Origin of the sequence: Sphingomonas sp. Leaf22 (genome assembly GCF_001421715.1) — a bacterium.
Taxonomy (GTDB): Bacteria; Pseudomonadota; Alphaproteobacteria; order Sphingomonadales; family Sphingomonadaceae; genus Sphingomonas.
This window is the reverse complement of record NZ_LMKP01000045.1, coordinates 97,336-118,257: the sequence shown is the minus strand read 5'-3', so window position 1 is coordinate 118,257 and position 20,922 is coordinate 97,336. Positions and strand designations below refer to the sequence as shown.

Genomic DNA, 20,922 nt, shown 5'->3' with positions numbered 1-20,922 from the left:
GAACAGGTCAGGCGTCACGATACTCTTCTCCCAATCGGTCGATGAAGCCGCGCATCGCGGCAAAGGCGGCGTCGGCATCGGCCGGATCGACATGCTCGGCCGGATGATGGCTGATCCCGCCGGCGCAGCGGACGAACAGCATCGCCACCGGCCCCAGCGCGACCATCGCCATCGCGTCATGCCCCGCCCCCGACATCAACCGCCGCGACGGCTGCCAGGTGGCGACGATGGCGGCGTCGAGCAGGTCCATCAGTTTCGTGTCGCACGGGCATGGCGGCAGGTCGTGGATCGTCGCCACGATGATCGACACGCCCCGTTCCCCGGCGATCGCGTCCATCGCCGTGCCGATCGCGGCCGCCGCCCGGTCGCGCCGGTCGGTCGCGCCCGCGCGGATATCGACGGTGAAGCGCACCTCGCCAGCGATGACGTTCGCCGCCCCCGGCGCAATCTCGATCCGTCCGACCGTCGCGACCAGATCGGACGCGTCGGCGACCGCGATATCCTCGATCGCCGACACCATGCGCGCGGCGGCGGCCAGCGCGTCGCGGCGGAGCGACATCGTCACTGTACCGGCATGTCCCGCCACCCCCCCGACCGTGACTTCGAGGCGCAGTTGCGCGGCGATGCCGGTAACGGTGCCCAGCGCCAGCCCTTCGGCCTCCAGCACCGGCCCCTGTTCGATATGCGTTTCGAGATAGGCGAGCATGGTGCCCGGTGCCCGGCGTGCGGAGGCCAGCGCCGCCGCCTCGCTCCCGAACTCGCGCAGCGCCGCGTCGACGCCGATCCCCGCCGCATCGGCCATGTCGGCCGCGTGCGGGGCCAGCGTTCCCGCCACCGCCCGGCTGCCGAGCATCGCGGCGGGGAAGCGCGATCCTTCCTCGTCGCCGAAGCCGATCACCTCGATCGCGAACGGCAGGCGGCGTCCTTCGGCATGGAGCGCCGCGACGCATTCGATGCCGAGCATCACCCCCAGCGGACCGTCATAGGCCCCGCCATCGCACACGCTGTCGAGGTGGCTGCCGATCACCAGCGCCGGCGCGTCCGGGTGCGTGCCCTCATACCGGCCGATCAGGTTGATCGCGGCGTCGTGGCGCACGGTCATGCCCGCCGCTTCCATCCATGCCCCGACCCGATCGATCGTCGCGCGATAGGCCGGGGTCAGCCAGCCGCGGAACAACCGGTCCGCACTGTCGCTATAGGGCGCGCGCGACAGGTCGAGACAGCGTGCCGCCGCCCGGGCGCCGGATGCGATCACCATGTCGCCACCATCCCGTCGCTGCGCGGATCGGTCGCCCCCTCGATCATGCCGCCGGGGTGGCGCACGATCGCCCCGGCATGGCCCATCATCGACGACCACGCCGGCACGCGCTCGACCGCATGGCCCGCCGCCGCCAGTCGTTCGTACAGCGCCGGATCGAACCCCGCCTCGATCTTCAGCGTCGTGCTCTGATCGCCCCATGTCCGGCCCAAAAGCCAGCGCGGCGCATCCACCGCCGCCTGCAACGGCTGACCGAACAGCGCGTGGCGGGTGAAGACCGCCGCCTGCGTCTGCGGCTGCCCCTCGCCGCCCATCGTGCCATAGGCCATGACGCGACCATCGTCGAACCGCGCCAGCGCCGGATTGAGCGTATGGAACGGCCGCGCGCCGGGCCGCAGTCGATTGGGACCATCTCCGTAGAGCGCGAACAAGCATCCCCGATTCTGCCAGACGATGCCGGTCTGCGGCAGCACGATGCCCGACCCGAATTCGAAATAGGTGCTCTGGATACAGCTGACGACCTGACCCCGCGCATCCGCCGCGCCGAACCATGTGGTGTCGCCCAGCGCCGGCGGATGCGGCCATGGTGCCGCCCGCCCGATGTCGATCGCACCGGCCATCCGGTCGATCGCGGCGGCATCGCCCAGCAGCGCCTGCGCATCCTGCGCCATCGTCGCCGGATCGCCGACATGCGCATCGCGCCAGCGAAACGCCTGTTTCGTCGCCTCCACCAACCGGTGGACATGGTCGAACCCGTCGCACTCGACGTCCCGCATCCGGCCGAACAGCGCGAGGATCAGCAGCGACGCGACGCCCTGCGTCGGCGGCGGCAGGTTCAGCAGCCGCGCACCGGTGATCGCCACCGACAGCGGCTCCACCGGCCGCGCATCGAACGCCGCAAGGTCCGCGGCCACCAGCGGACTGCCGAGCCGCACGAGATCTTCGGCGATCGCCTGTGCCAGTTCGCCACGATAGAAACCGTCCAGCCCGTCGCGCGCCAGTCGTTCCAGCGTCGTCGCCAGCGCCGGTTGCCGCAACAGGTCGCCTTCGATCAGCGGCCGGCCTTCGGCTTCGAAGATGCGGGCATAGTCGCCGCGGAGGTCGCGCAGCGCATCCGACACGGTGGCGGCGATCTGCGCGCCACCGGCGGTGACGACCACCCCGGCCCGCGCATGGTGGATCGCATCGCGCAGCAGCCGATCCAGCGGCAGCGTGGCATGGCTCTCAGCCAGTGCCGCCTGCCATCCCGCGACCGTCCCCGCCACGGTATTCGCCGCCAGCGGCCCGCGCCACGGGATCGTCGCATGGCCCTGGTACAGGGAGCGGTCCGCCGCCATCGCCGCCGCGCCGCTGCCGTCGATCGCCCAGTTGCGGCCGTCCGGTTCGGCGACCAGCCAGAACCCGTCGCCGCCGATGCCGGTCATGTGCGGATAGACGACGGCAAGGCACGCGGCGGTCGCCACCGCCGCCTCGACCGCGCTGCCGTCATCGGCCAGCACATCGCGCCCGGCCTGCGCCGCCAGATGATGCGGCGCGCTGACCATGCCGCGCAGCGACCGGGGCGTCGCGCGCGTCATGCGGCCTGCGCCCATCGCGGTGCCGGCGTACAGGCGACCAGCCCGGCCGCGACCAACGCCGCCGCCGTGTCGAACAACAACGCTTCGCGTCCCCGCGCGGCGATCAGTTGCACGCCGATCGGCATCGCGCCGTCGCGCTGGCGCAGCGGCACCGACAGGATCGGCACGCCGGCAATGCTCAGCGGTTGGGTATGCAGGCCCAGATCGACCCGCGCGGACAGCGTTTCGCCGTCGATCACGACCGTCGTCGCATCGGTCCGCGGTGCGGCCATCGGCGTTGCGGGGGCCAGCAACAAGTCGTGCCCGGCCAGCGCGTCGGCGACTTCGCCGGCAAAGCGATCGGCGACCGCTTCGGCCTCGCGGACGGCGGCGACCGGCTGGAGCGCCCCGGCGATCAGCCGGTCGCGCGTGACCGGATCGAACGCCATCGCATCGCGGCGCAGCGCCGGCAGATGGCGATGTCCCCCCTCGGCCCCCGTCAGCACGAAACCGGCCGACCGCGCAGCGGCGGCGGACGGCAGCACGACCGCCGGCCCAGCGCGCAAATGGCGGGCGATGCGATCGATCCCGGCAAAGATCGCGGCATCGGCGCGCGTCGCGAACCATCCGCCGAGCACCGCGACGCGTATGCGCTCGATCGGGTCCGATGCCGGTACCGTGCCGGCCATCACCGCATGGGCAATGGCAAGATCCTGAACCGACCGCACGAAATAGCCGACGGTGTCGAGCCGCTCGACAAAGGGATAGACCCCGTCGACCGGCACCGCGCCAAAGGTCGGACGCAGGCCGTAAATGCCGCACAGGCTCGCCGGTACGCGGATCGATCCGTTGGTGTCCGATCCCAGCGCCAGCGGCACCAGCCCGGCCCCGACCAGCGCCGCCGATCCGCCCGACGATCCGCCCGCCAGCCGGTCGAGGTCGTGCGGGTTGCGGGTGATGCCGAAATGCGCGTTCTCGGTCGAAAATCCATAGGCGAATTCGTCCATGTTGGTCGTCGCGACCAGCACGGCCCCCGCCGCGCACAGCCGCGCGACGACCGGTGCATCGCACGTCGCGGCAGGAGCAGTCGCCAGCTGCCGTGCGCCGGCCGTGGTCGGCTCGCCGGCAACGTCGAACAGGTCCTTTACCGCAAAGGGGACGCCGGCCAGCGGTCCGGGATCGCGCCCGGCGGCAACGGCGGCATCGACCCGCGCCGCGTCCGCCAGCGCCCGCTGCCGCAGCAGTCGGGTGGCGGCGTTCAGCCGGTCGTGGCGCACGATGCGGTCGAGCGTTTCGATCGCGACCGCGTGCGCGGAGCGCCGCGCCGCACGGACATCGGCAGCGATCACCGTCGCCGAGCCGGCGTCACTCATCGCGCAGCCTCGCGCACGGCCGCATGATGCCGCGCCAGCAACCGCTGGTTGGCGACCACCCCGTCCAGCGCCGCCGGAGGGATCGTCAGCCCGAGGCGATCGGCCAGCAGCAGGGCAAGTCGCCGTTCGTCGTCGGTTGCCGGGGTCATGCCACATTCTCCTATCGCGTGCCGCACCGGACCGCAGCGGGCCCTTGGTAGCGGTGACGAATCGCGTATCGGAAGCACAATATTGCGCTTCGAGTGCGCGCATTTTTCGCGCACCGGCGCGGTCAGTCGAACGACTGACGCTCGAACCGGTCGAAGTCGCGCTCCAACCGCGCTTCAAGCCGCGCCTTCGCATGGGTAGCGGTAAAGGTGCGGCAGGCGTCCGAATCGAGGACCCGACACGCCGGCACGCGGGAACCGCCCACCCGATCCTGCCAGAGGCTGTCGCCCGACAGGAACGCATAATGAAGTGAATCGCGGGCAATCTGCTTCAGATCGCGGTAGCGTAGGTTCTGCTCGGTCACCGCGCGCAGATATTCGTTGGTCATGTCGCTGCGCGAAACGCCTTCGTCGTCGGTCGACAGCACGACCGGCACCCCCGCCTGCCGATAGAGCGACAGCGGATGGTCGCGTCCCTTCACCCCCAGGATCACAGCGTTACTGGTCAGATTGATTTCCACCGCCACCCGGTCACGCGCCATCCGCGCTAACAGCGCGCGGGCATTGGTTTCGTAGGAAATGTCGATCCCGTGCCCGATCCGCCGCGCGCCGGCGACCGTCACCGCATCATGGATATGGAATGCCAGATCGCGCGGCGGCACCAGCCCCAGTGTCAGTTCACCGGCATGCAGCGACAGCGGCACGGCGGGATAGCGTTCCTTCAGGAACCGCAGCATCCGCATGTGCAGCGCATAGTCGCGCAGCGCGACCGGGTCATGTTCGGGCGCGACGATGTTGACCGCGACGAAGCGCGGATCGGCCTCAACCAGCGCGAAGCCCAGCGCCAGTTCGGCAAAGACCTGTGCCGGCGGCCGGGTCCGGATCGCGGCATATTGATAACGGATTTCGGTCGCGCAGGCGGGCTTGGGCGCGGGCGTGGCGCAGCCGTCGATCGCCGCCATTTCCGCATCATAGCCGTCATATTCCTTGCGAGTCGTCCGCACCGCGTCGGGCAATTCGGGCGCGATCCGCGCGTACAGCGCCGCCAGGTCACGCACGTCGCCATCGCCGACCTTCGCCAGCAACGGCTGCGTCGCCGCCGAACCGGTGCTCAATTCGGCATAGGACAGATTGTCGGCGGCGGCCTGCTGGCGGCTGACCGCCATCACCTTGCCGCCATGGCGCGCGGCGATCGGCCAGAACGCGCCGAAGGTGGAGAAGAAGCGATCATAGCCCGACACGCGCGGATCGCCGGTGCCGCCCTCGAAACCGCGCGTCGAGAAGGCGTCGACGAACGCGGCATAGCGCGGATAGTCCCGCGCCAGATCCGCCGCCGCGACCCGGCCGGGCGCGTCGCACGGCGGCGGTGCCATCCCCGCCGGATCGATCGACAGGCACAGCCCCTCCGCCGCCGCCCAGCCGAGCATATCCTCGGCATAGATCGCGCCGCCGGCGTGATTGTGCAGATCGCCCCCTTTGGGCATGGTCTGCAGGAACATGCGCAGCCGTGGCGGACTGTCGGCGATCCGGTCGAGATACGCGGCGGTCCGCGCTTCGGGCGTCGCCGCATCGCGCGGCGCGGCGGCACCGCACAGCATCGCCGCCGCGAGCATCCATCCCGCCTGTACCGCGCCGAAGCACGCGCGGATGCGGCCGTCATTCCAACGGGCGTTCATCGTCATTCCCCCTTTGATGATGCCCGCCGGTCGTGGCGCAGGCCCCCTTGCCGCCTGTCTATGGGACGGATCGTGGCGCGCCCATCGCAATATCCGGGACGTCGCGTTGCCGTAAAACGCTCGCCCGGACGAACGCACGAGCTGGATGGTGCGCTCATTTTTGCAACGCGGAATGCCGATCATTGATGTAGATCGGGCGGCTACCCGCTGGCATGACAGGCGCAGGGCGGTCGGGGAATGATATGACACAGACGGTAGCGACGGAAACACCGGCAGCGACCATGTTGGAGCGCCGGTTCGACCTGACCGGACGCGGGACCTCGGTCCGGACCGAAGTGCTGGCGGGCACCACCACCTTCCTGACCATGGCCTATATCGTGCTGGTCAATCCGGCGATCCTCGGACAGGCCGGGATGCCGGTGGCGGCGGTCGCCGCTGCCACCTGCTTCGCCGCCGCCTTCGCCTCGATCCTGATGGGGACGGTCGCCAACGTGCCGCTGGCCCTCGCGCCGGGCATGGGGCTGAACGCCTATTTCAGCTTCACCGTCGTGCAGCAGATGGGCATAGCGTGGCCGGTCGCGCTCGGCTGCGTGTTCATTTCGGGCTTCTGCTTTCTTATCCTGACGCTTACCGGTGTGCGACAGCTCATCGTCTCGGTCATTCCGCCGCATCTGTTCGCGGCGGTGGCGGGCGGGATCGGCCTGTTCATCGGCTTTATCGGGCTTCGCAACGCCGGCATCGTCGTCGCCAGCCCCGCGACCCTCGTCGCGCTCGGCCCGCTGACCGCGCCGGGCGCGCTGCTCGGCCTGCTCGGCCTGCTGGTGATTGCGGTGCTGAGCGTCTGGAACGTGCGCGGCGCGATGCTGATCGGGATCGTCATTACGACCGCCGTCGCGTGGATGGCCGGGCAGGTCACCATGGCCCCCGAACCCTATAGCCTGACCATGCTCACCCAGACCGCGTTTCAGATCGATCTGGCCGGCGTGTTCGGCGCAGGGGGGCGGCACGGGCTCGGCCTGTTCGAAATCCTGTTCGTGTTCCTGTTCGTCGACCTGTTCGACAATATCGGCACGCTGGTCGCGGTGACCAAGCGCGCCGGGCTGATCGACGCGGGCGGCCGCATTCCCCGGCTGAACCGCATCCTGCTGACCGATGCCGTGGCGACCATGGTCGGCGCGGTGGCGGGTACCAGCACCGTCACCAGCTATGTCGAGAGCGCGGCGGGCGTACAGGCGGGCGGGCGCACCGGTCTGACCGCGGTCGTCACCGGCATCCTGTTCCTGCTGACCATGTTCGTCGCCCCGTACGCGCAACTGGTGCCGCTGGCCGCGACCGCACCGGCGCTGATCGTCGTCGGCGGCCTGATGCTGCTGCCGCTGGTCGAGGTGCAGTGGGACGATCCGCTGGCGGCGATCCCGGCATTCCTGACCGTGGCGATGATTCCGCTGACCTTCTCCATCGCCAACGGGCTGGCGTTCGGCATCACCGCCCATGCCGTGCTGAAGGCGATGCGCGGACAGGCGACGCGCGCCGACTGGTTCCTGTTCCTGCTCGCCGCGCTCTTCGTCGCGCGCTTCGCATGGATGGGGGCGGCGTAGAACGATGACGGTCCGCTTCCTCCTCGACGATACGATCGTCGAGATCGTCGATGCCGCCCCGACCGCGACGCTGCTCGATCACCTGCGCTATCGCCTGCGCCGTACCGGAACGAAGGAAGGCTGTGCCGAGGGCGATTGCGGGGCCTGCACCGTGCTGGTCGGGGAGCCGGTCGACGACGGCGTCGCGTGGCGCGCGGTCAATGCCTGCATCCTGTTCCTGCCGATGATCCACGGCAAGGCGGTGCTGACCGTCGAGAGCCTGTCGCAGGGCGGCGCGCCGACCGCGCTCCAGTCGTGCATGGCGCGCAACGGCAGCTCGCAATGCGGCTTCTGCACGCCGGGCTTCGTGATGTCGCTGTATGGTCGCGCCGTCGGGGCGGCGGGGCACGACCTGCCCGTCGCCGATGTGATCGCGGGCAATCTGTGCCGGTGTACCGGCTATGGCCCGATCCTCGACGCCGCGCGTGCGGTGCCGCAGATCGATCGCGACGACCGGCAACTGGCCGTGGCACTGCGCGGTCTTGCGGCGATGGATGCACCGGAAGCGCGGCCGACATGGTTCGCCCCGCGATCGACCGACGATCTCGCCGCGCTGCTGATCGAACACCCCCATGCCCGGCTGATCGCCGGGGCCACCGACGTCGGGCTGTGGGTGACGAAGGGACTGCGCGACATCGACGTGCCGGTGTTCATCGGCGACGTGCCCGAACTGCGCACGATCACCGAAGATGCCGCCGGGGTCACGCTGGGCGCGGCGGTCCGCTATGCGGAAGCGCATGACGTGCTTGCCCGCCTCCATCCCGATCTCGGCGAGTTGGTACGGCGGATCGGCGGGTTGCAGGTGCGCAACGCGGGCACGATCGGCGGCAATATCGCCAATGGCTCGCCGATCGGCGACGGTCCGCCAGCGCTGATCGCGCTCGGCGCGACGCTGGTCCTGCGCCGGGGCGACCAGCGGCGGACGCTGGCGCTGGAGGATTATTTCCTCGCTTATGGCAAACAGGACCGCGCGGCCGGCGAGTTCGTCGAGCGCATCCACATCCCCCGCCCCGCCCCCGACGCGATCGTCCACATCGCCAAGCTGTCGCGCCGGTTCGACAGCGATATTTCGGCGGTCTGCGGCGCGTTCCATCTGACGTTGCGCGATGGGATCATCGCCGAGGCGCTGGTTGCGTTTGGCGGGATGGCCGCGACCCCGCGCCGCGCCCCGGCGTGCGAGGCGACGTTGACCGGTGCGCCCTTCGCCGACGCCACCATCGCCCGCGCCGTCGCGGCGCTGCGCGAGGATTTCGCGCCGCTGACCGATGTCCGCGGTAGCGCCGCCTATCGACAGGAAGCCGCCGGCAATCTGCTGTGGCGTCTGTGGCACCGCGAACAGGGTGAACCGGTGTCGGTCCGGGCGGTGTTGTGATGGCCGAACGTGCCGCGCCGCCCCCGGTCCGATCGGACGTGAAGCCGTCACTGCCGCATGACAGCGCGCTGCTGCACGTCACCGGGACCGCGCGCTACATCGACGATGAACCCGAGTCTACCGACCTGCTGCACCTCGCCTTCGGCCAGTCGACCGAGACCCATGCCGCGATCGTCACGATCGACCTGTCGGCGGTGCGCGCCGCGCCCGGCGTCGTCGCGGTCTTCACCGCCGCGGACATACCGGGCCACAACGACGTCAGCCCGGTCGCACATGACGACCGGCTGCTCGCCGATGGTGAGGTGCTGTATCGCGGCCAGCCGGTGTTTCTGGTGGCGGCGACCAGCCGGGGTGCGGCGCGGCGAGCGGCCAGGCTCGGCAAGATCGAATACGCCCCCCGCCCCGCGCTGCTGACCATCGCCGACGCCCGCGCCGCCGCGTCGTCGATCGAACCAACCCAGCGCATGGCGCGCGGCGATGCCGCCGCCGCGCTCGACACCGCACCGCATCGTCGCTCGGGCAGCTTCGCGATGGGCGGACAGGATCATTTCTATCTGGAGGGCCAGATCGCGCTCGCCCGACCGGGCGAGGACGGACAGGTCCATATCGCCAGCTCGACCCAGCATCCCAGCGAAGTGCAGCATCTGGTCGCCGATCTGCTCGGCGTCACGTCGGCGGATGTGACGGTCGAGGTCCGCCGCATGGGCGGCGCGTTCGGCGGCAAGGAGACACAGGCCGCGCCCTTCGCCGCCGCCGCCGCGCTGGTCGCGGCCAAAACCGGCCGCCCCGCCAAATTCTGCTGCGACCGCGACGACGACATCGTGCTGACCGGCAAGCGCCACGACTTCAACGTCGACTATGATGTCGGCTTCGACGATGACGGCCATATTCTCGCCCTCAGCCTGCGGCTCGCGTCGCGGTGCGGCGCGACGGTCGACTTGTCGCCGGCGATCAACGATCGCGCCATGTTCCATGCCGACAACAGCTATTGGCTGCCGGCAGTCGAGATCGTGTCCGAACGGCTGAAGACCAACACCGTCTCGGCCACCGCCTTTCGCGGTTTCGGCGGGCCGCAGGGGATGCTGGCGATCGAACGCGTCGTTGATGTCGTCGCCGCATCGCTGGCGCGCGACCCGATCGACGTGCGCATCGCCAATCTGTACGGGCCGGGGCGCGACGTCACGCCCTATGGCATGACGATCACCGACAATATCGCGCCCGCGCTGATCGCCCGCCTGCGCCGCGACAGCGACTATGACGCGCGCCGCGCCGCCGTCCACGGCTTCAACGCGCGCCACCGCGTGCTGAAAAAGGGGATCGCGCTCGCCCCGGTCAAATTCGGGATCAGCTTCACGACGACCCATCTCAATCAGGCAGGTGCGCTGGTGCACGTCTATGCCGATGGCAGTATTCAGGTGAACCATGGCGGCACCGAAATGGGGCAGGGCCTGTATATCAAGGTCGCGCAGGTCGTGGCCGACGTGTTCGCCGTTTCCGCCAGCGCCATCCGCATCACCGCGACGCGCACCGACAAGGTGCCCAACACCTCCGCCACCGCCGCCTCGTCGGGGGCGGACCTGAACGGCATGGCGGCGTTCGAGGCCGCGCGCACGATCCGCGACCGGCTGGCGGGGGTCGCCGCATCGATCGGCAGCTGCGAACCCGACACCGTGCGCTTCACCGCGGCGGGGATCGTCGCGGGGGTCGAGACGATCCCCTTCGCCACCCTGTGTCGCAAGGCGCATCTGGCGCGCGTGTCGCTGTCGTCGACCGGCTTCTATGCCACGCCGCACATCGCCTATGACCGCGCCGCCCATCGCGGCCGCCCCTTTTACTATTTCGCCTATGGCGCGGCCTGTGCCGAAGTGGTGGTCGACACGCTGACCGGCGAGCATCGCGTGCTGGCAGTCGACATCCTCCACGACGTCGGCCGGTCGCTCAACCCCGCGATCGATCTGGGGCAGATCGAGGGCGGGTTCGTACAGGGACAGGGCTGGCTGACGACCGAAGAACTGGTGTTCGCCGACGACGGCCGGTTGCTGACCCATTCGCCCGCGACCTACAAGATCCCGACCGCCGCCGACCGTCCCGACCGCCTGTCGATCGCGCTGTGGGACGGGGAGAATGTCGAACCGACGATCAACCGGTCGAAGGCGGTCGGCGAACCGCCGTTCATGCTGGCCCAGTGCGTCCTGTCGGCGCTGGGCGAAGCGGTGGCGGCGACCGTCCCCGATCGGCGCGCCTTTCCCCCGCTCGACGCGCCCGCCACGCCCGAGGCGATCCTGCGCGCGATCGCCGCGCATTGCGCATGACCGGCGACTGGATCACGCGCCTGCGCCTTGCCGCGCCGCAGGAACCAGTCGCGCTGGTCACCATCCTCGCCACCGAAGGATCGGCCCCGCGCGGTGCGGGCACGCGGATGGCGGTCGACGCAGCGGCCTCGTTCGACACGATCGGCGGCGGCGCGCTGGAGCATCAGGCGATCGAGCAGGCACGTGCGATCCTCGCTTATCCGCCGGGCAGCTGGCGGGTGCAGGATTATCCGCTCGGCCCGCTGCTCGGCCAATGTTGTGGCGGGCGGGTGCGACTGCTGATCGAGCGGGTCGATCCCGCGGCGCGCGACTGGATCGATGCGGCGGCGACCGGCACGACGATGACCACGACGCTGCACGTCGGAAACATTGCGCGCGCGCCCGATCCGACGGCGGCGATCGTCCCGCTATCGGCCCGTGGCGAGCGTCCTGCGGCGGGCGCGACATGGTCCGAACGGCCCGGCGCGTGGCAGCGGCCGCTCTATCTGTTCGGGGCCGGCCATGTCGGACAGGCGATCGCCCGCCGGACCGCCGGCCTGCCGCTGCGGCTCGCATGGTTCGACAGCCGAGCGGAGCTGGCCGATACACCGGGCGTGACGATCGTCGACGCGAATCGCCTGCCGACCTGCCTGTCCGACGCGCCGGACGACGCGGCGGTCGTGATCCTGACGCACGACCACGCGCTCGACTATGCGCTGACCAGCGCCGCGCTGCGGCGTCCCCCGCTCGCCTATGTCGGGCTGATCGGATCGGCGACCAAGCGTGCCCGGTTTCTCGCCCGGCTGACCCGCGAAGGGATATCGACCGACGCCCGCGCGCGGCTCACCTGTCCGATCGGGCTAACCACGATCCCCGGCAAGGAACCGGACGTTATCGCCCTGTCGCTCCTTGCCCAGCTTCTCACGCTCGGCACCGCCGACGCGCGCATCACGCCGGAATATCCATGACCCTCCGCCTCTTCCGCGCCGAACTGCTGTCGGTTTCGGCCGATCCCCGTGACGATCCCGGCGCGATCCGGCACGAACCCGATGGGTTGCTGGTGGTCGAAAACGGGCTGGTCGTCGCCCGTGGCGATCATGCGGCCCTGGCATCGCGCTTCGCCGGCCTGCCGGTCGAACGCCTGCCCGGCATCATCGTCCCCGGCTTCGTTGACGCGCATGTCCATTATCCGCAGATGGACCGGATCGCCTCGCACGGCGAACAGCTGCTCGACTGGCTCGAACGCCATATCTTCCCCGCCGAAATGGCCTTTGCCGATCCGGTGCGCGCCGCCGCCGTCGCCGATGCGTTCCTGACCGAGTTGCTGCGCAACGGCACCACCAGTGCATTGGTGTTCCCGACCGTCCATCCCGGATCGGTCGACGCGCTGTTCGACGCGGCGCTCGACCGGCGGATGCGGATCGTGTCGGGCAAGGTACTGATGGACCTCGGCCCCGACGGCCTGCGCGACACGCCCGAAGCGGCGCGCGCCGACAGCGAGGCGCTGATCCGGCGGTGGCGCGGGCGCGGGCGGCTCGGCTATGCGGTGACGCCACGCTTCGCGCTGACCTCGTCCGACGAACAGTTGCGACAGGCCGCCGCCGTGCTGGACGCCAACCCGGATGTTCTGCTGCACACCCATCTCGCCGAAAACAGATATGAGTGCGCCGCCGTCGCCGAACGCTTCCCCGCGGCGCACGACTATCTCGACGTCTATGACCGGTTCAGGCTGGTCGGTCCCCGGTCGGTGTTCGCGCACGGCATCCACCTGACCGATCGCAGCTGCGCGCGGATCGCCGAAACCGGCGCGGGGATCGCAGTCTGCCCGACCTCCAATCTCTTCCTCGGATCGGGCTTCTTCGATTTCGGACAGGCCGACGCGCACCGGATGCGGCTGGGTCTTGGCAGCGATATCGGCGCGGGCACATCCTTTTCGATGCTGCACACCGCCGGCGTCGCCTATCAGGCCGCGCTCGCCCGCGAGATGCGGCTTGATCCGTTCCGCGCCCTCTATCTGGCGACCGGGGGCAGCGCGGCGCTGCTCGGCATCGCCGACCGGGTCGGCGCGCTGCTGCCGGGACAGGAGGCCGATTTCGTCGTGCTCGACGACGCCGGCACGCCGCTGCTCGCGCGGCGGACCGCCGGGGCCGATCTCGCGGCGCGGCTGTTCGCGATGCAGGTGCTGGGCGACGACCGCACCGTGCGACGGACCTATGTAATGGGCGAATGCGCCTGGGATCGGGGGACAGGTTGATGCGCCAATTCTGGTGGGGCCTGATCCTTCTGCTGGCGGCGGCGATGCCCGCGCAGGCGCAACCGGCGCGCCGCCTCGTCATCATCGACGACGAAGGCTTCGGCCTCGCCCATGCGATGCTGCTCGATGCCCCCGATGTCGAGGTCCTCGGCATCACGACCGTGACCGGCAACGTCTGGGCCAATCGCGCGACGGCGATGGCGCTGAAGGGCGTCGAGCGGATGGGGCGGACCGTCCCGGTCATGCAGGGCGCGACCTATCCGCTGGTCAATTCCGAGGTGCTGACGCAGCGTTGGGAAAGCCTGTACGGCAAGCTGACATGGAAAGGTGCATGGATGCGGCAATGGGTCGAGCCGACCCGGCAAAGCACCCCGCCCTATTACCGCGCCGACGATCCGGTCGACCTGCCCGGCGGCAATCCGACCACCCGCCCCTCTCCCGAAATCGCCGCCAATTTCCTGTTGCGGATGGTGCGGGAGCATCCGGGACAGGTGACGATCATCGCCATGGGGCCGCTCACCAACCTCGCGCTGGCCCAGCGGCTCGACCCCGCCTTTGCCGGCCTTGCGAAGGAGCTGGTCTATATGGGCGGCAGCCTGAACCCCCGGCAGGTGCGCGACAGCGTTTCGGCGAGCCAGTTCGCCCGCGAATTCCTCCACTCACCGCGCCGCGAATTCAACGCGCGCTTCGATCCCGAAGCGGCCAGCATCGTCTCGCGCAGCCCGTGGCGGCGCATCACGATCATCCCGGCCGATCCGTCGACCGCGACCGAGCTGACGCCCGCGCTGATCGCCCGGCTGCGGGGCGTGTCGCCGCCCGCCGTCGCCGCGTGGATCGCCGCGCTCGAACCCGGCTTTCCGCTGTGGGACGAAATCGCCGCCGGGGTCTGGCTCGACCCGACCATCGTCACCGCGCACGACACCGCCTTCGTCGATTACGACACGCAGTTCGGGCCGAATTACGGCGACATGCTGTCGTGGAGCGCCGGCTATCAACCGGGTATCGGCGAACAGCGCGCCGAAGTGATCCGCACGATCGACCCCGCCCGTCTGGAGGCGATGATGCTGCGATTGCTCGCCCGTCCGGCGGCGCGATAGGACCGATCGACCTTCATCGGACCCGGTCGCTTGCTACTCCCCTCCCTTGTCAGGGAGGGGAGTAGTCGAAACCTTACCGAACGTCGCTCGGCCCTACGCCGGCGGAATATAGGCGAACTGGGTGAACCCCGCCTCGATCTCGCGCAACACCATCGTGGCGGCATAGGACGGGGTGCGTGCGGTCGCGGTGCACAGCGCCAGCGTCATCGGTCGCAGCACCTTGTCGACGATGCGGGTGAAGGCCAGCGTGCCGGCACGAACCTCGGTCGACACGTCCAGCGAGGTGAGGATGCCCACGCTGCCCCCCTCCTGGATCAGCGAGGCGATCATCTGAATATTGTCGGACGTCACCCGGCGGTGGAGCGAGACGCCCGACGTCGCCTGCAGCACGTCGACCTGCTGATGCACCGCCAGCGGGGCGGCAGGCAGGATCACGGACTCGCCGTCGCAGTCGGAGAAGCGGACGTCCGACCGCTGCGCCAGCGGATGGTCGGGCGGCGAGACGACCCCCAGCACGACATCGACAAAGGCGCGCACCGTCAGCTCGCGATAGGATTGCGGGTCGAACAGGATACCGAAATCGACGTCGTTGGCGGCGATGGCACGGCGCACCTGCTCGTTGCCCAGCACCTGTACGCCGATGGTGATGCCGGGATGGCTTTGCTGGATCGCATGGATCGCGGCGGGCATATACCCTTTTGCAAGCGCATCGATCACCGCGATGTCGACATGGCCGCGCTTCAGCCCGCGCAGATCCTCGATCTGCGACAGCGTGTCGCCCAGCTGCTTTTGCCAGCGACCGCCCGCCGACATCATGACCTCGCCCGCCGCCGTCAGCCGGAGCCCGGTCGGCAGGCGTTCGAACAACTGCACGCCCAGCCGCGCTTCGGCATTCAGGATCTGCCGATCGATCGCCGACGCCGATACCGACAGTTCATCGGCGGCGCGCCGGATCGACCCGAGCCGCCCCACCGCCATGAAATACCGGATGAACCGCGATAGGGCTGGCATGCGCTAATTTTTGCAACGGATCGTCGTCATCATTGCGTTTGAATGCAACGATCGCCCCCCGTACGTCAATTATGAAGTCAGAATTGTGACGCGGACGCCGTCTGGCTGCCCGTTCGAAACGGGCTGGCGACGACGGCGGACAACGCCGCGCACATGCCGGGAGAGGCGGGGAACAACAGCGACGGACCGGTCCGGGGGAACCGATCGGACGTCACAGGGGGGCTGACCATGACCATGCTTGCTCGTTCGGTATCCATCGTCGGGAACGATCCGAAATCGACGCGTCGCACCGGGGCCGCGCTGCTCCTGTCGCTGCTGTGCGGGACGGCTCTCGCCGCACCGGCACAGGCGCAGGAAATAGCGGCAACCGCGACTTCTGCCGAGGCGGAGCCGCAGGACGGCAACGAGATCGTCGTCACCGGATCGCTGAACGCGCTGCCGGTCAAGGACGTCGGATCGGTCTTCGGGTTCGACAAGACGCTGGTCGAAACGCCGCGCTCCGCCTCGACGATCAGCGACGAACAGATCGAACGCTTCGGCATCACCGACATCTACGATCTGGTCGCGCAGTCGCCCGGCACCTTCACCAACTCGTTCTTCGGGGTCGGCGGCGCGCTCGACATTCGCGGCACGCCGGGCGAAACCTATTTCCGCGGCGTCCGCCGGCTCGACAATGCCGGCAACTATCCGACGCCGATCGCCGCCGCCGACCGGATCGATATCGTCCGCGGCCCCGCCTCGCCCATCTATGGCCCGTCCAAGACCGGCGGTTACCTGAACTTCGTGCCGAAATCGGCGCGGGTCGCGGGCGGCGCGTTGCTCGGCGCGCCGCGCGGTGAGGTCAGCTACACCGGCGGCAGCTGGGACCGCAACAATCTGCGCGCCGAAGTGCGCGGCCCCGCCCGCATCCTCGGTGCCGATCTCGGCTACAGCCTGTATGCAGAGATCGAGGATTCGGGCAGCTATTACCGCAACATGTCGACGAAGCAGACGATTTTGCAGGGCTCGTTCGACCATCAGCTGACCGACCGCATCCGCATCGAATTCGGCGGCCAGTATCAGAATTTCAAAGGGCAGCAAAATGGAGGCTGGAACCGCCTGACCCAGCAGCTGGTCGATGACGGCACCTACATCACCGGCACCGCCAAGCCGCTCGACACCAGCGGCGACGGCCAGATTTCGCAGGGGGAAATCAACGCGTCGATCCCCGGCGGCCTGTCGGTCTTCGGCAACTTTACCTGCCCGAACAGCAGTTTCAGCCCGTTCGCCAGCGGCTTTACCGACGCCTGCTTCACCCAGACCTATCCGCAGCTCAACCTCGTCAACACCGGCACCACCAAGCTCAGCCGCCGCGACGTGCTGACCGGCGTGAACGACAAGCTGACCAACAAGCAGACGACGCTCTATTACGACGTCACCTACGATGGTGCCGACAATCTGACGGTCAAGAACCAGCTGTTCTTCGACAATACGCAGAACATCAACAACAATGATTACGGCTTTTCCCAGCGGGTAAAATCCTACGTCATCGAAGACAAGATCGTGGTCGCCAAATCGATCGAGACGAGCGTCGGCAAATTCTCGGCACAGGTGTCGCCGTCGATCCGCTACGTCAATTTCGACTATGGCGACGATTTCGACTTTGAATATTTCCACCGGGTCGACCTGACCCAAGGCTATACCCCGACATCGAACCGGCTGCTCGCGAACGAATGCAATTGCGGCTATACCGACCGGGTCTTTGGCCACACCACCGACTATGGCATCGCCGGGCTGTTCGACCTCGACTTCACCTTCGGGCTCGATCTGCTGCTGGGCGGACGCTATGACAAGGTCGACGCATCGTCGCGCTACGACGCGGCGGTGATGGACCGGGTGCCGACCCTGAATTCGGCAAAAGGCAGCGACGATGGCTGGTCGTGGACCGCGAGCGCATCGTACAAGCTGCCATTCGGCATCATCCCCTATGCAACCGCGTCGCAGCAATCGACGATCGTTGTCGGCCAGGGTGCCGAAGTCCTGCCCGAGGCGGTGGCATCGGCGTTCATGTCCACCTCGCGCCTTTATGAAGGCGGCGTGAAGGGGAGCTGGCTGAACGATACGCTGTATGCGGCGCTGTCGGTCTACAAACAGAACCGGACCGACTTCAACATCCAGTCGATCACCGTCAACCAGGCGGTCGAGACGAAGGGCGTGGAAGCGGAGACGCGCTGGGCGGTCGACCGTCATCTCCTCATCACCGCCGCCTATACCCATACCGAAGTGGTCAACCTGACCGGGCTGGAAAACGGATCGCTGTTCAGTTTCTTCGGCATCGACGATCTGGTCAACGTCACCAACCCGACGCTCCATCTGGGCGGGCAACCGATCGGGCTGGTCCCGATCAACAGCCGCAGCGACGCGCGCCGCGCCGGCATTCCCGCCAATCTCTATTCGGCGACGGCGACCTATGGCTTCGACAACGGCCTGTCGTTCAGCGGCAGTCTGGTGAAGGTCGATTCGGTATTTTCGGGTCAGTCGCAGGCAGTGCGCCTGCCCGGCTATACGCTGCTCGACCTGTCGAGTTCGTACCAGACCGGCCCGTGGCTGTTCCGCGGGGTCGTCAAGAACGCGACCAATGCCCGCTATTTCCGCGCGAACTTCACCGAATTGTTCGGCAGCACCATCGTCCTGCCGGAACGTCCGCGCAGCTTCCTCGCGTCCGCCGTCTATAAATTCTGATGGCGTTTCCGGGGAGGGGGCCGAACGCCCCCTCCCCGCCCGCCGGAGTATCGATCATGCACGCTTTCGTCACCGGCCTGTTGCTTGCTGCGGCCGCGCCCGCTTTGCCCGCACCGGCCGCGCCCGCCGCGCAGCCCCCCGTCACCGCGCCGCTCTGCGCCATCGCCGCCCCATGCGCCCGGCCACTGCCGGTGCGGATGGTCGTCGTGACCATGTTCGAAATCGGCAAGGACGAAGGCGACACCGCCGGCGAGTTCCAGTTGTGGAAAACGCGGCGCAATCTGCACCAGCGCATCCCCTTCCCCCACGGCTTTCACGACCTGTATTACAACCCGGACACGCAGATACTGGGCGTCGTCACCGGGGTCGGATCGGTACGGTCGGCGGCGGCGATCACCGCGCTCGGGCTCGACACCCGGCTCGACCTGTCGCGTGCCTATTGGCTGGTCGCGGGCATCGCCGGCATCGATCCGGAGGATGCCTCGATCGGTTCGGCGGCATGGGCGCGCTATGTCGTCGACGGCGATCTGGCGCACGAGATCGACGCGCGCGAAATTCCCAAGGACTGGAAAAGCGGCTATTTCCCGCTCGATCGCAAGGGGCCGGACGATCCCGCTCCGCCGCGTACCGATGGCGGTGAGGTTTTCGCGCTCAACCCCGACCTGACCGAGTGGGCCTATCGGCTGACCCGCGACGTGGCGTTGCCCGACGATCCGGGCATCGCCCGCGAACGCGCGCGCTATACCGACCATCCCAATGCGCGAAAGCCGCCCTTCGTGCTGATCGGCGACCAGTTCTCGGCGATGACCTTCTGGCATGGGAGCCTGCTCAATCGCTGGGCCAACGACCACACCCGCTATTTCACGGGAGCCAAGGGGCAGTTCGTGACCAGCGCGATGGAGGAAACCGGGACGCTGCAGGCGATCGAGTATCTGTCGCGGATCGGGCGGGTCGACAAGGATCGCGTCCTCGTCCTGCGCACCGGCAGCAACTATACCCTGCCGCCGCCCGGCGTCACCGCGGCCGACTATCTGCTGCGCGAGAATGAAGGCTATGCCGGTCTCAACGCATCGGTCGAAAGCCTGTACCGCGTCGGCGACAAGGTGGTGACCGAATTGCTCGCCCATTGGGATCGCTACGGCAAGACGCCGCCCAAATGACGCTACCGACATGACCCTGACCGTCCTGCATTCGGCCGCCATGCTCGTCACCATGGACGATGACGGTCGCGAGATCGCCGACGGCGCGGTCGCGTGGCAGGACGGGGTCATCACCGCCATCGGCGCGACCGCCGATCTGGCACCGCTACGACAGCGCGCCGACCGGACGATCGACGCGCGCGACTGCGTCGTCACGCCGGGACTGGTCAACACGCACCATCACCTGTTCCAGTCGCTGACCCGCGCGGTGCCCGGCGCGACCAATGCGTCGCTGTTCGGCTGGCTGCGACGGCTCTACCCGATCTGGGCGCGCTATCGCCCCGACGACGTCCATGCCGCGACCCGGCTGGGCCTCGCCGAACTGGCGCTGTCGGGCTGCACGCTCAGCAGCGACCATCTCTACCTCTTCCCGAACGGCGTCACCCTCGACGACACGATCGCCGCCGCCGACGATATCGGGCTGCGCTTCCATCCCACCCGCGGCAGCATGAGCGTCGGCGAAAGCGCCGGCGGCCTGCCGCCCGACGCGATGGTCGAGCGCGAACCCGCGATCCTTGCAGACACCATCCGCGTGATCGACCGGTTCCACGACCCGGCCCCCGGCGCGATGGTCCGCATCGGCGTCGCGCCCTGTTCGCCCTTTTCGGTCAGCGAGGGGCTGATGCGCGACGCGGCACTGCTCGCGCGCGACAAGGGCGTGATGCTGCACACCCACCTGGCGGAGGACGATGACGACGTCGCCTTCTCGCTCGAACGGTTCGGCTGCCGGCCGGGCGTCTATGCCGAACGGCTGGGCTGGACCGGGCCGGACGTGTGGATGGCGCACGGCGTCAAGCTCGACGCCGACGAGATCGCGCTGTTCGCCGCGACCGGCACCGGTGTCGCGCACTGCCCCTGCTCGAACTGTCGACTGGGCGCGGGGATCGCGCCGATACAGCGGATGCTGGCGGCGGGCGTGCCGCTGGGACTGGGCGTCGACGGATCGGCCTCCAACGACAGCGGAAATCTGTTGCAGGAGGCGCGGCAGGCGCTGCTGCTCCAGCGCGTCGTCGGCGGTGCCGACGCTTTATGCCCACGCGCCGCGCTGCGGCTCGCGACGCGCGGCGGGGCGGAGATGCTCGGACGCGACGACTGCGGCGCACTGACCGTCGGCCGGCGCGCGGATCTGGCGGTGTGGGACGTGGCGAGCGCGTCGAATACCGGCGCGTGGGACATGGTGGCCGGGCTGGTGCTCTGCCCGCCCGCCGGCGTCCGCGACCTGATCGTCGAGGGGCGGACCATCGTAGCGGGTGGCGAATTGCGCAGCGCGCCGCTGTCCGCGATCCTCGCCGACGCGCGCCGGTCGATCGCGCGGCTCCGCGCCACCTGAT

General features: G+C 68.8%; 15 protein-coding genes. 9 read left to right on the top strand and 6 right to left on the bottom strand.

Features of this window, described 5'->3' with window-relative positions; genetic code table 11:
• Positions 1-7: 7 nt before the first annotated feature.
• The 5 genes from ASE70_RS18835 to ASE70_RS18820 form a co-directional block, all read right to left on the bottom strand.
• Positions 8-1,258, bottom strand: a complete 1,251-nt coding sequence (locus ASE70_RS18835; protein WP_056508041.1) for an allantoate amidohydrolase — start codon at positions 1,256-1,258, stop codon at positions 8-10.
• Positions 1,252-2,835 carry a gamma-glutamyltransferase family protein gene (locus ASE70_RS18830; protein WP_056508038.1) on the bottom strand — a complete coding sequence of 528 codons (1,584 nt, stop codon included), beginning with the start codon at positions 2,833-2,835 and terminating at the stop codon, positions 1,252-1,254. Before ASE70_RS18830 ends, ASE70_RS18835 begins: the two co-directional genes overlap by 7 nt.
• Positions 2,832-4,187, bottom strand: a complete 1,356-nt coding sequence (locus ASE70_RS18825; RefSeq protein ID WP_056508036.1) for an AtzE family amidohydrolase — start codon at positions 4,185-4,187, stop codon at positions 2,832-2,834. The genes ASE70_RS18830 and ASE70_RS18825 overlap by 4 nt, the downstream gene beginning before the upstream one ends.
• Positions 4,184-4,336 (bottom strand): hypothetical protein, encoded by a 153-nt coding sequence (locus tag ASE70_RS20080; RefSeq protein ID WP_156356343.1) that lies wholly within the window; start codon positions 4,334-4,336, stop codon positions 4,184-4,186. The genes ASE70_RS18825 and ASE70_RS20080 overlap by 4 nt, the downstream gene beginning before the upstream one ends.
• 122 nt (positions 4,337-4,458) lie before the next feature.
• Positions 4,459-6,009, bottom strand: a complete 1,551-nt coding sequence (locus tag ASE70_RS18820; RefSeq protein WP_082451155.1) for an adenosine deaminase family protein — start codon at positions 6,007-6,009, stop codon at positions 4,459-4,461.
• 242 nt (positions 6,010-6,251) lie between these two features.
• On the opposite strand from ASE70_RS18820, the gene ASE70_RS18815 reads away from it, so the two are divergent.
• From ASE70_RS18815 to ASE70_RS18790, 6 genes are read left to right on the top strand one after another with little or no spacing between them, the layout of a single operon-like run.
• The gene (locus tag ASE70_RS18815; RefSeq protein WP_056508034.1) at positions 6,252-7,607 is read left to right on the top strand and encodes an NCS2 family permease; all 1,356 of its coding nucleotides are present in this window, start codon (positions 6,252-6,254) and stop codon (positions 7,605-7,607) included.
• Between the two features lie 4 nt (positions 7,608-7,611).
• Positions 7,612-9,018 carry a xanthine dehydrogenase small subunit gene (gene xdhA / locus ASE70_RS18810; protein WP_056508032.1) on the top strand — a complete coding sequence of 469 codons (1,407 nt, stop codon included), beginning with the start codon at positions 7,612-7,614 and terminating at the stop codon, positions 9,016-9,018.
• Entirely contained in the window at positions 9,018-11,330 is a 2,313-nt protein-coding gene (xdhB, locus tag ASE70_RS18805) for a xanthine dehydrogenase molybdopterin binding subunit (protein ID WP_056508030.1), read from the top strand. The genes xdhA and xdhB overlap by 1 nt, the downstream gene beginning before the upstream one ends.
• Positions 11,327-12,277, top strand: coding sequence for a xanthine dehydrogenase accessory protein XdhC (gene xdhC, locus ASE70_RS18800; RefSeq protein WP_056508026.1), 951 nt, complete (start codon positions 11,327-11,329; stop codon positions 12,275-12,277). Before xdhB ends, xdhC begins: the two co-directional genes overlap by 4 nt.
• Positions 12,274-13,563 carry a guanine deaminase gene (guaD, locus tag ASE70_RS18795; protein ID WP_056508024.1) on the top strand — a complete coding sequence of 430 codons (1,290 nt, stop codon included), beginning with the start codon at positions 12,274-12,276 and terminating at the stop codon, positions 13,561-13,563. The genes xdhC and guaD overlap by 4 nt, the downstream gene beginning before the upstream one ends.
• Positions 13,563-14,660: a nucleoside hydrolase gene (locus tag ASE70_RS18790; protein ID WP_056508022.1), complete on the top strand. Its 1,098-nt coding sequence runs from the start codon at positions 13,563-13,565 to the stop codon at positions 14,658-14,660. Before guaD ends, ASE70_RS18790 begins: the two co-directional genes overlap by 1 nt.
• A gap of 93 nt (positions 14,661-14,753) precedes the next feature.
• On the opposite strand, the gene ASE70_RS18785 is transcribed toward ASE70_RS18790, so the two are convergent.
• Positions 14,754-15,671 carry a LysR family transcriptional regulator gene (locus ASE70_RS18785; RefSeq protein WP_056508020.1) on the bottom strand — a complete coding sequence of 306 codons (918 nt, stop codon included), beginning with the start codon at positions 15,669-15,671 and terminating at the stop codon, positions 14,754-14,756.
• Between the two features lie 228 nt (positions 15,672-15,899).
• Between ASE70_RS18785 and ASE70_RS18780 the strand changes: the two genes are divergently transcribed.
• From ASE70_RS18780 to ASE70_RS18770, 3 genes are read left to right on the top strand one after another with little or no spacing between them, the layout of a single operon-like run.
• Entirely contained in the window at positions 15,900-18,392 is a 2,493-nt protein-coding gene (locus ASE70_RS18780) for a TonB-dependent siderophore receptor (protein WP_082451148.1), read from the top strand.
• Positions 18,393-18,448: 56 nt separating this feature from the next.
• Positions 18,449-19,552, top strand: a complete 1,104-nt coding sequence (locus tag ASE70_RS18775; RefSeq protein WP_082451147.1) for a purine nucleoside permease — start codon at positions 18,449-18,451, stop codon at positions 19,550-19,552.
• 10 nt (positions 19,553-19,562) lie between these two features.
• A complete protein-coding gene (locus tag ASE70_RS18770) occupies positions 19,563-20,921 on the top strand; it encodes an 8-oxoguanine deaminase (protein ID WP_056508018.1) in 1,359 nt (452 codons plus the stop codon).
• Position 20,922 lies beyond the last annotated feature (1 nt).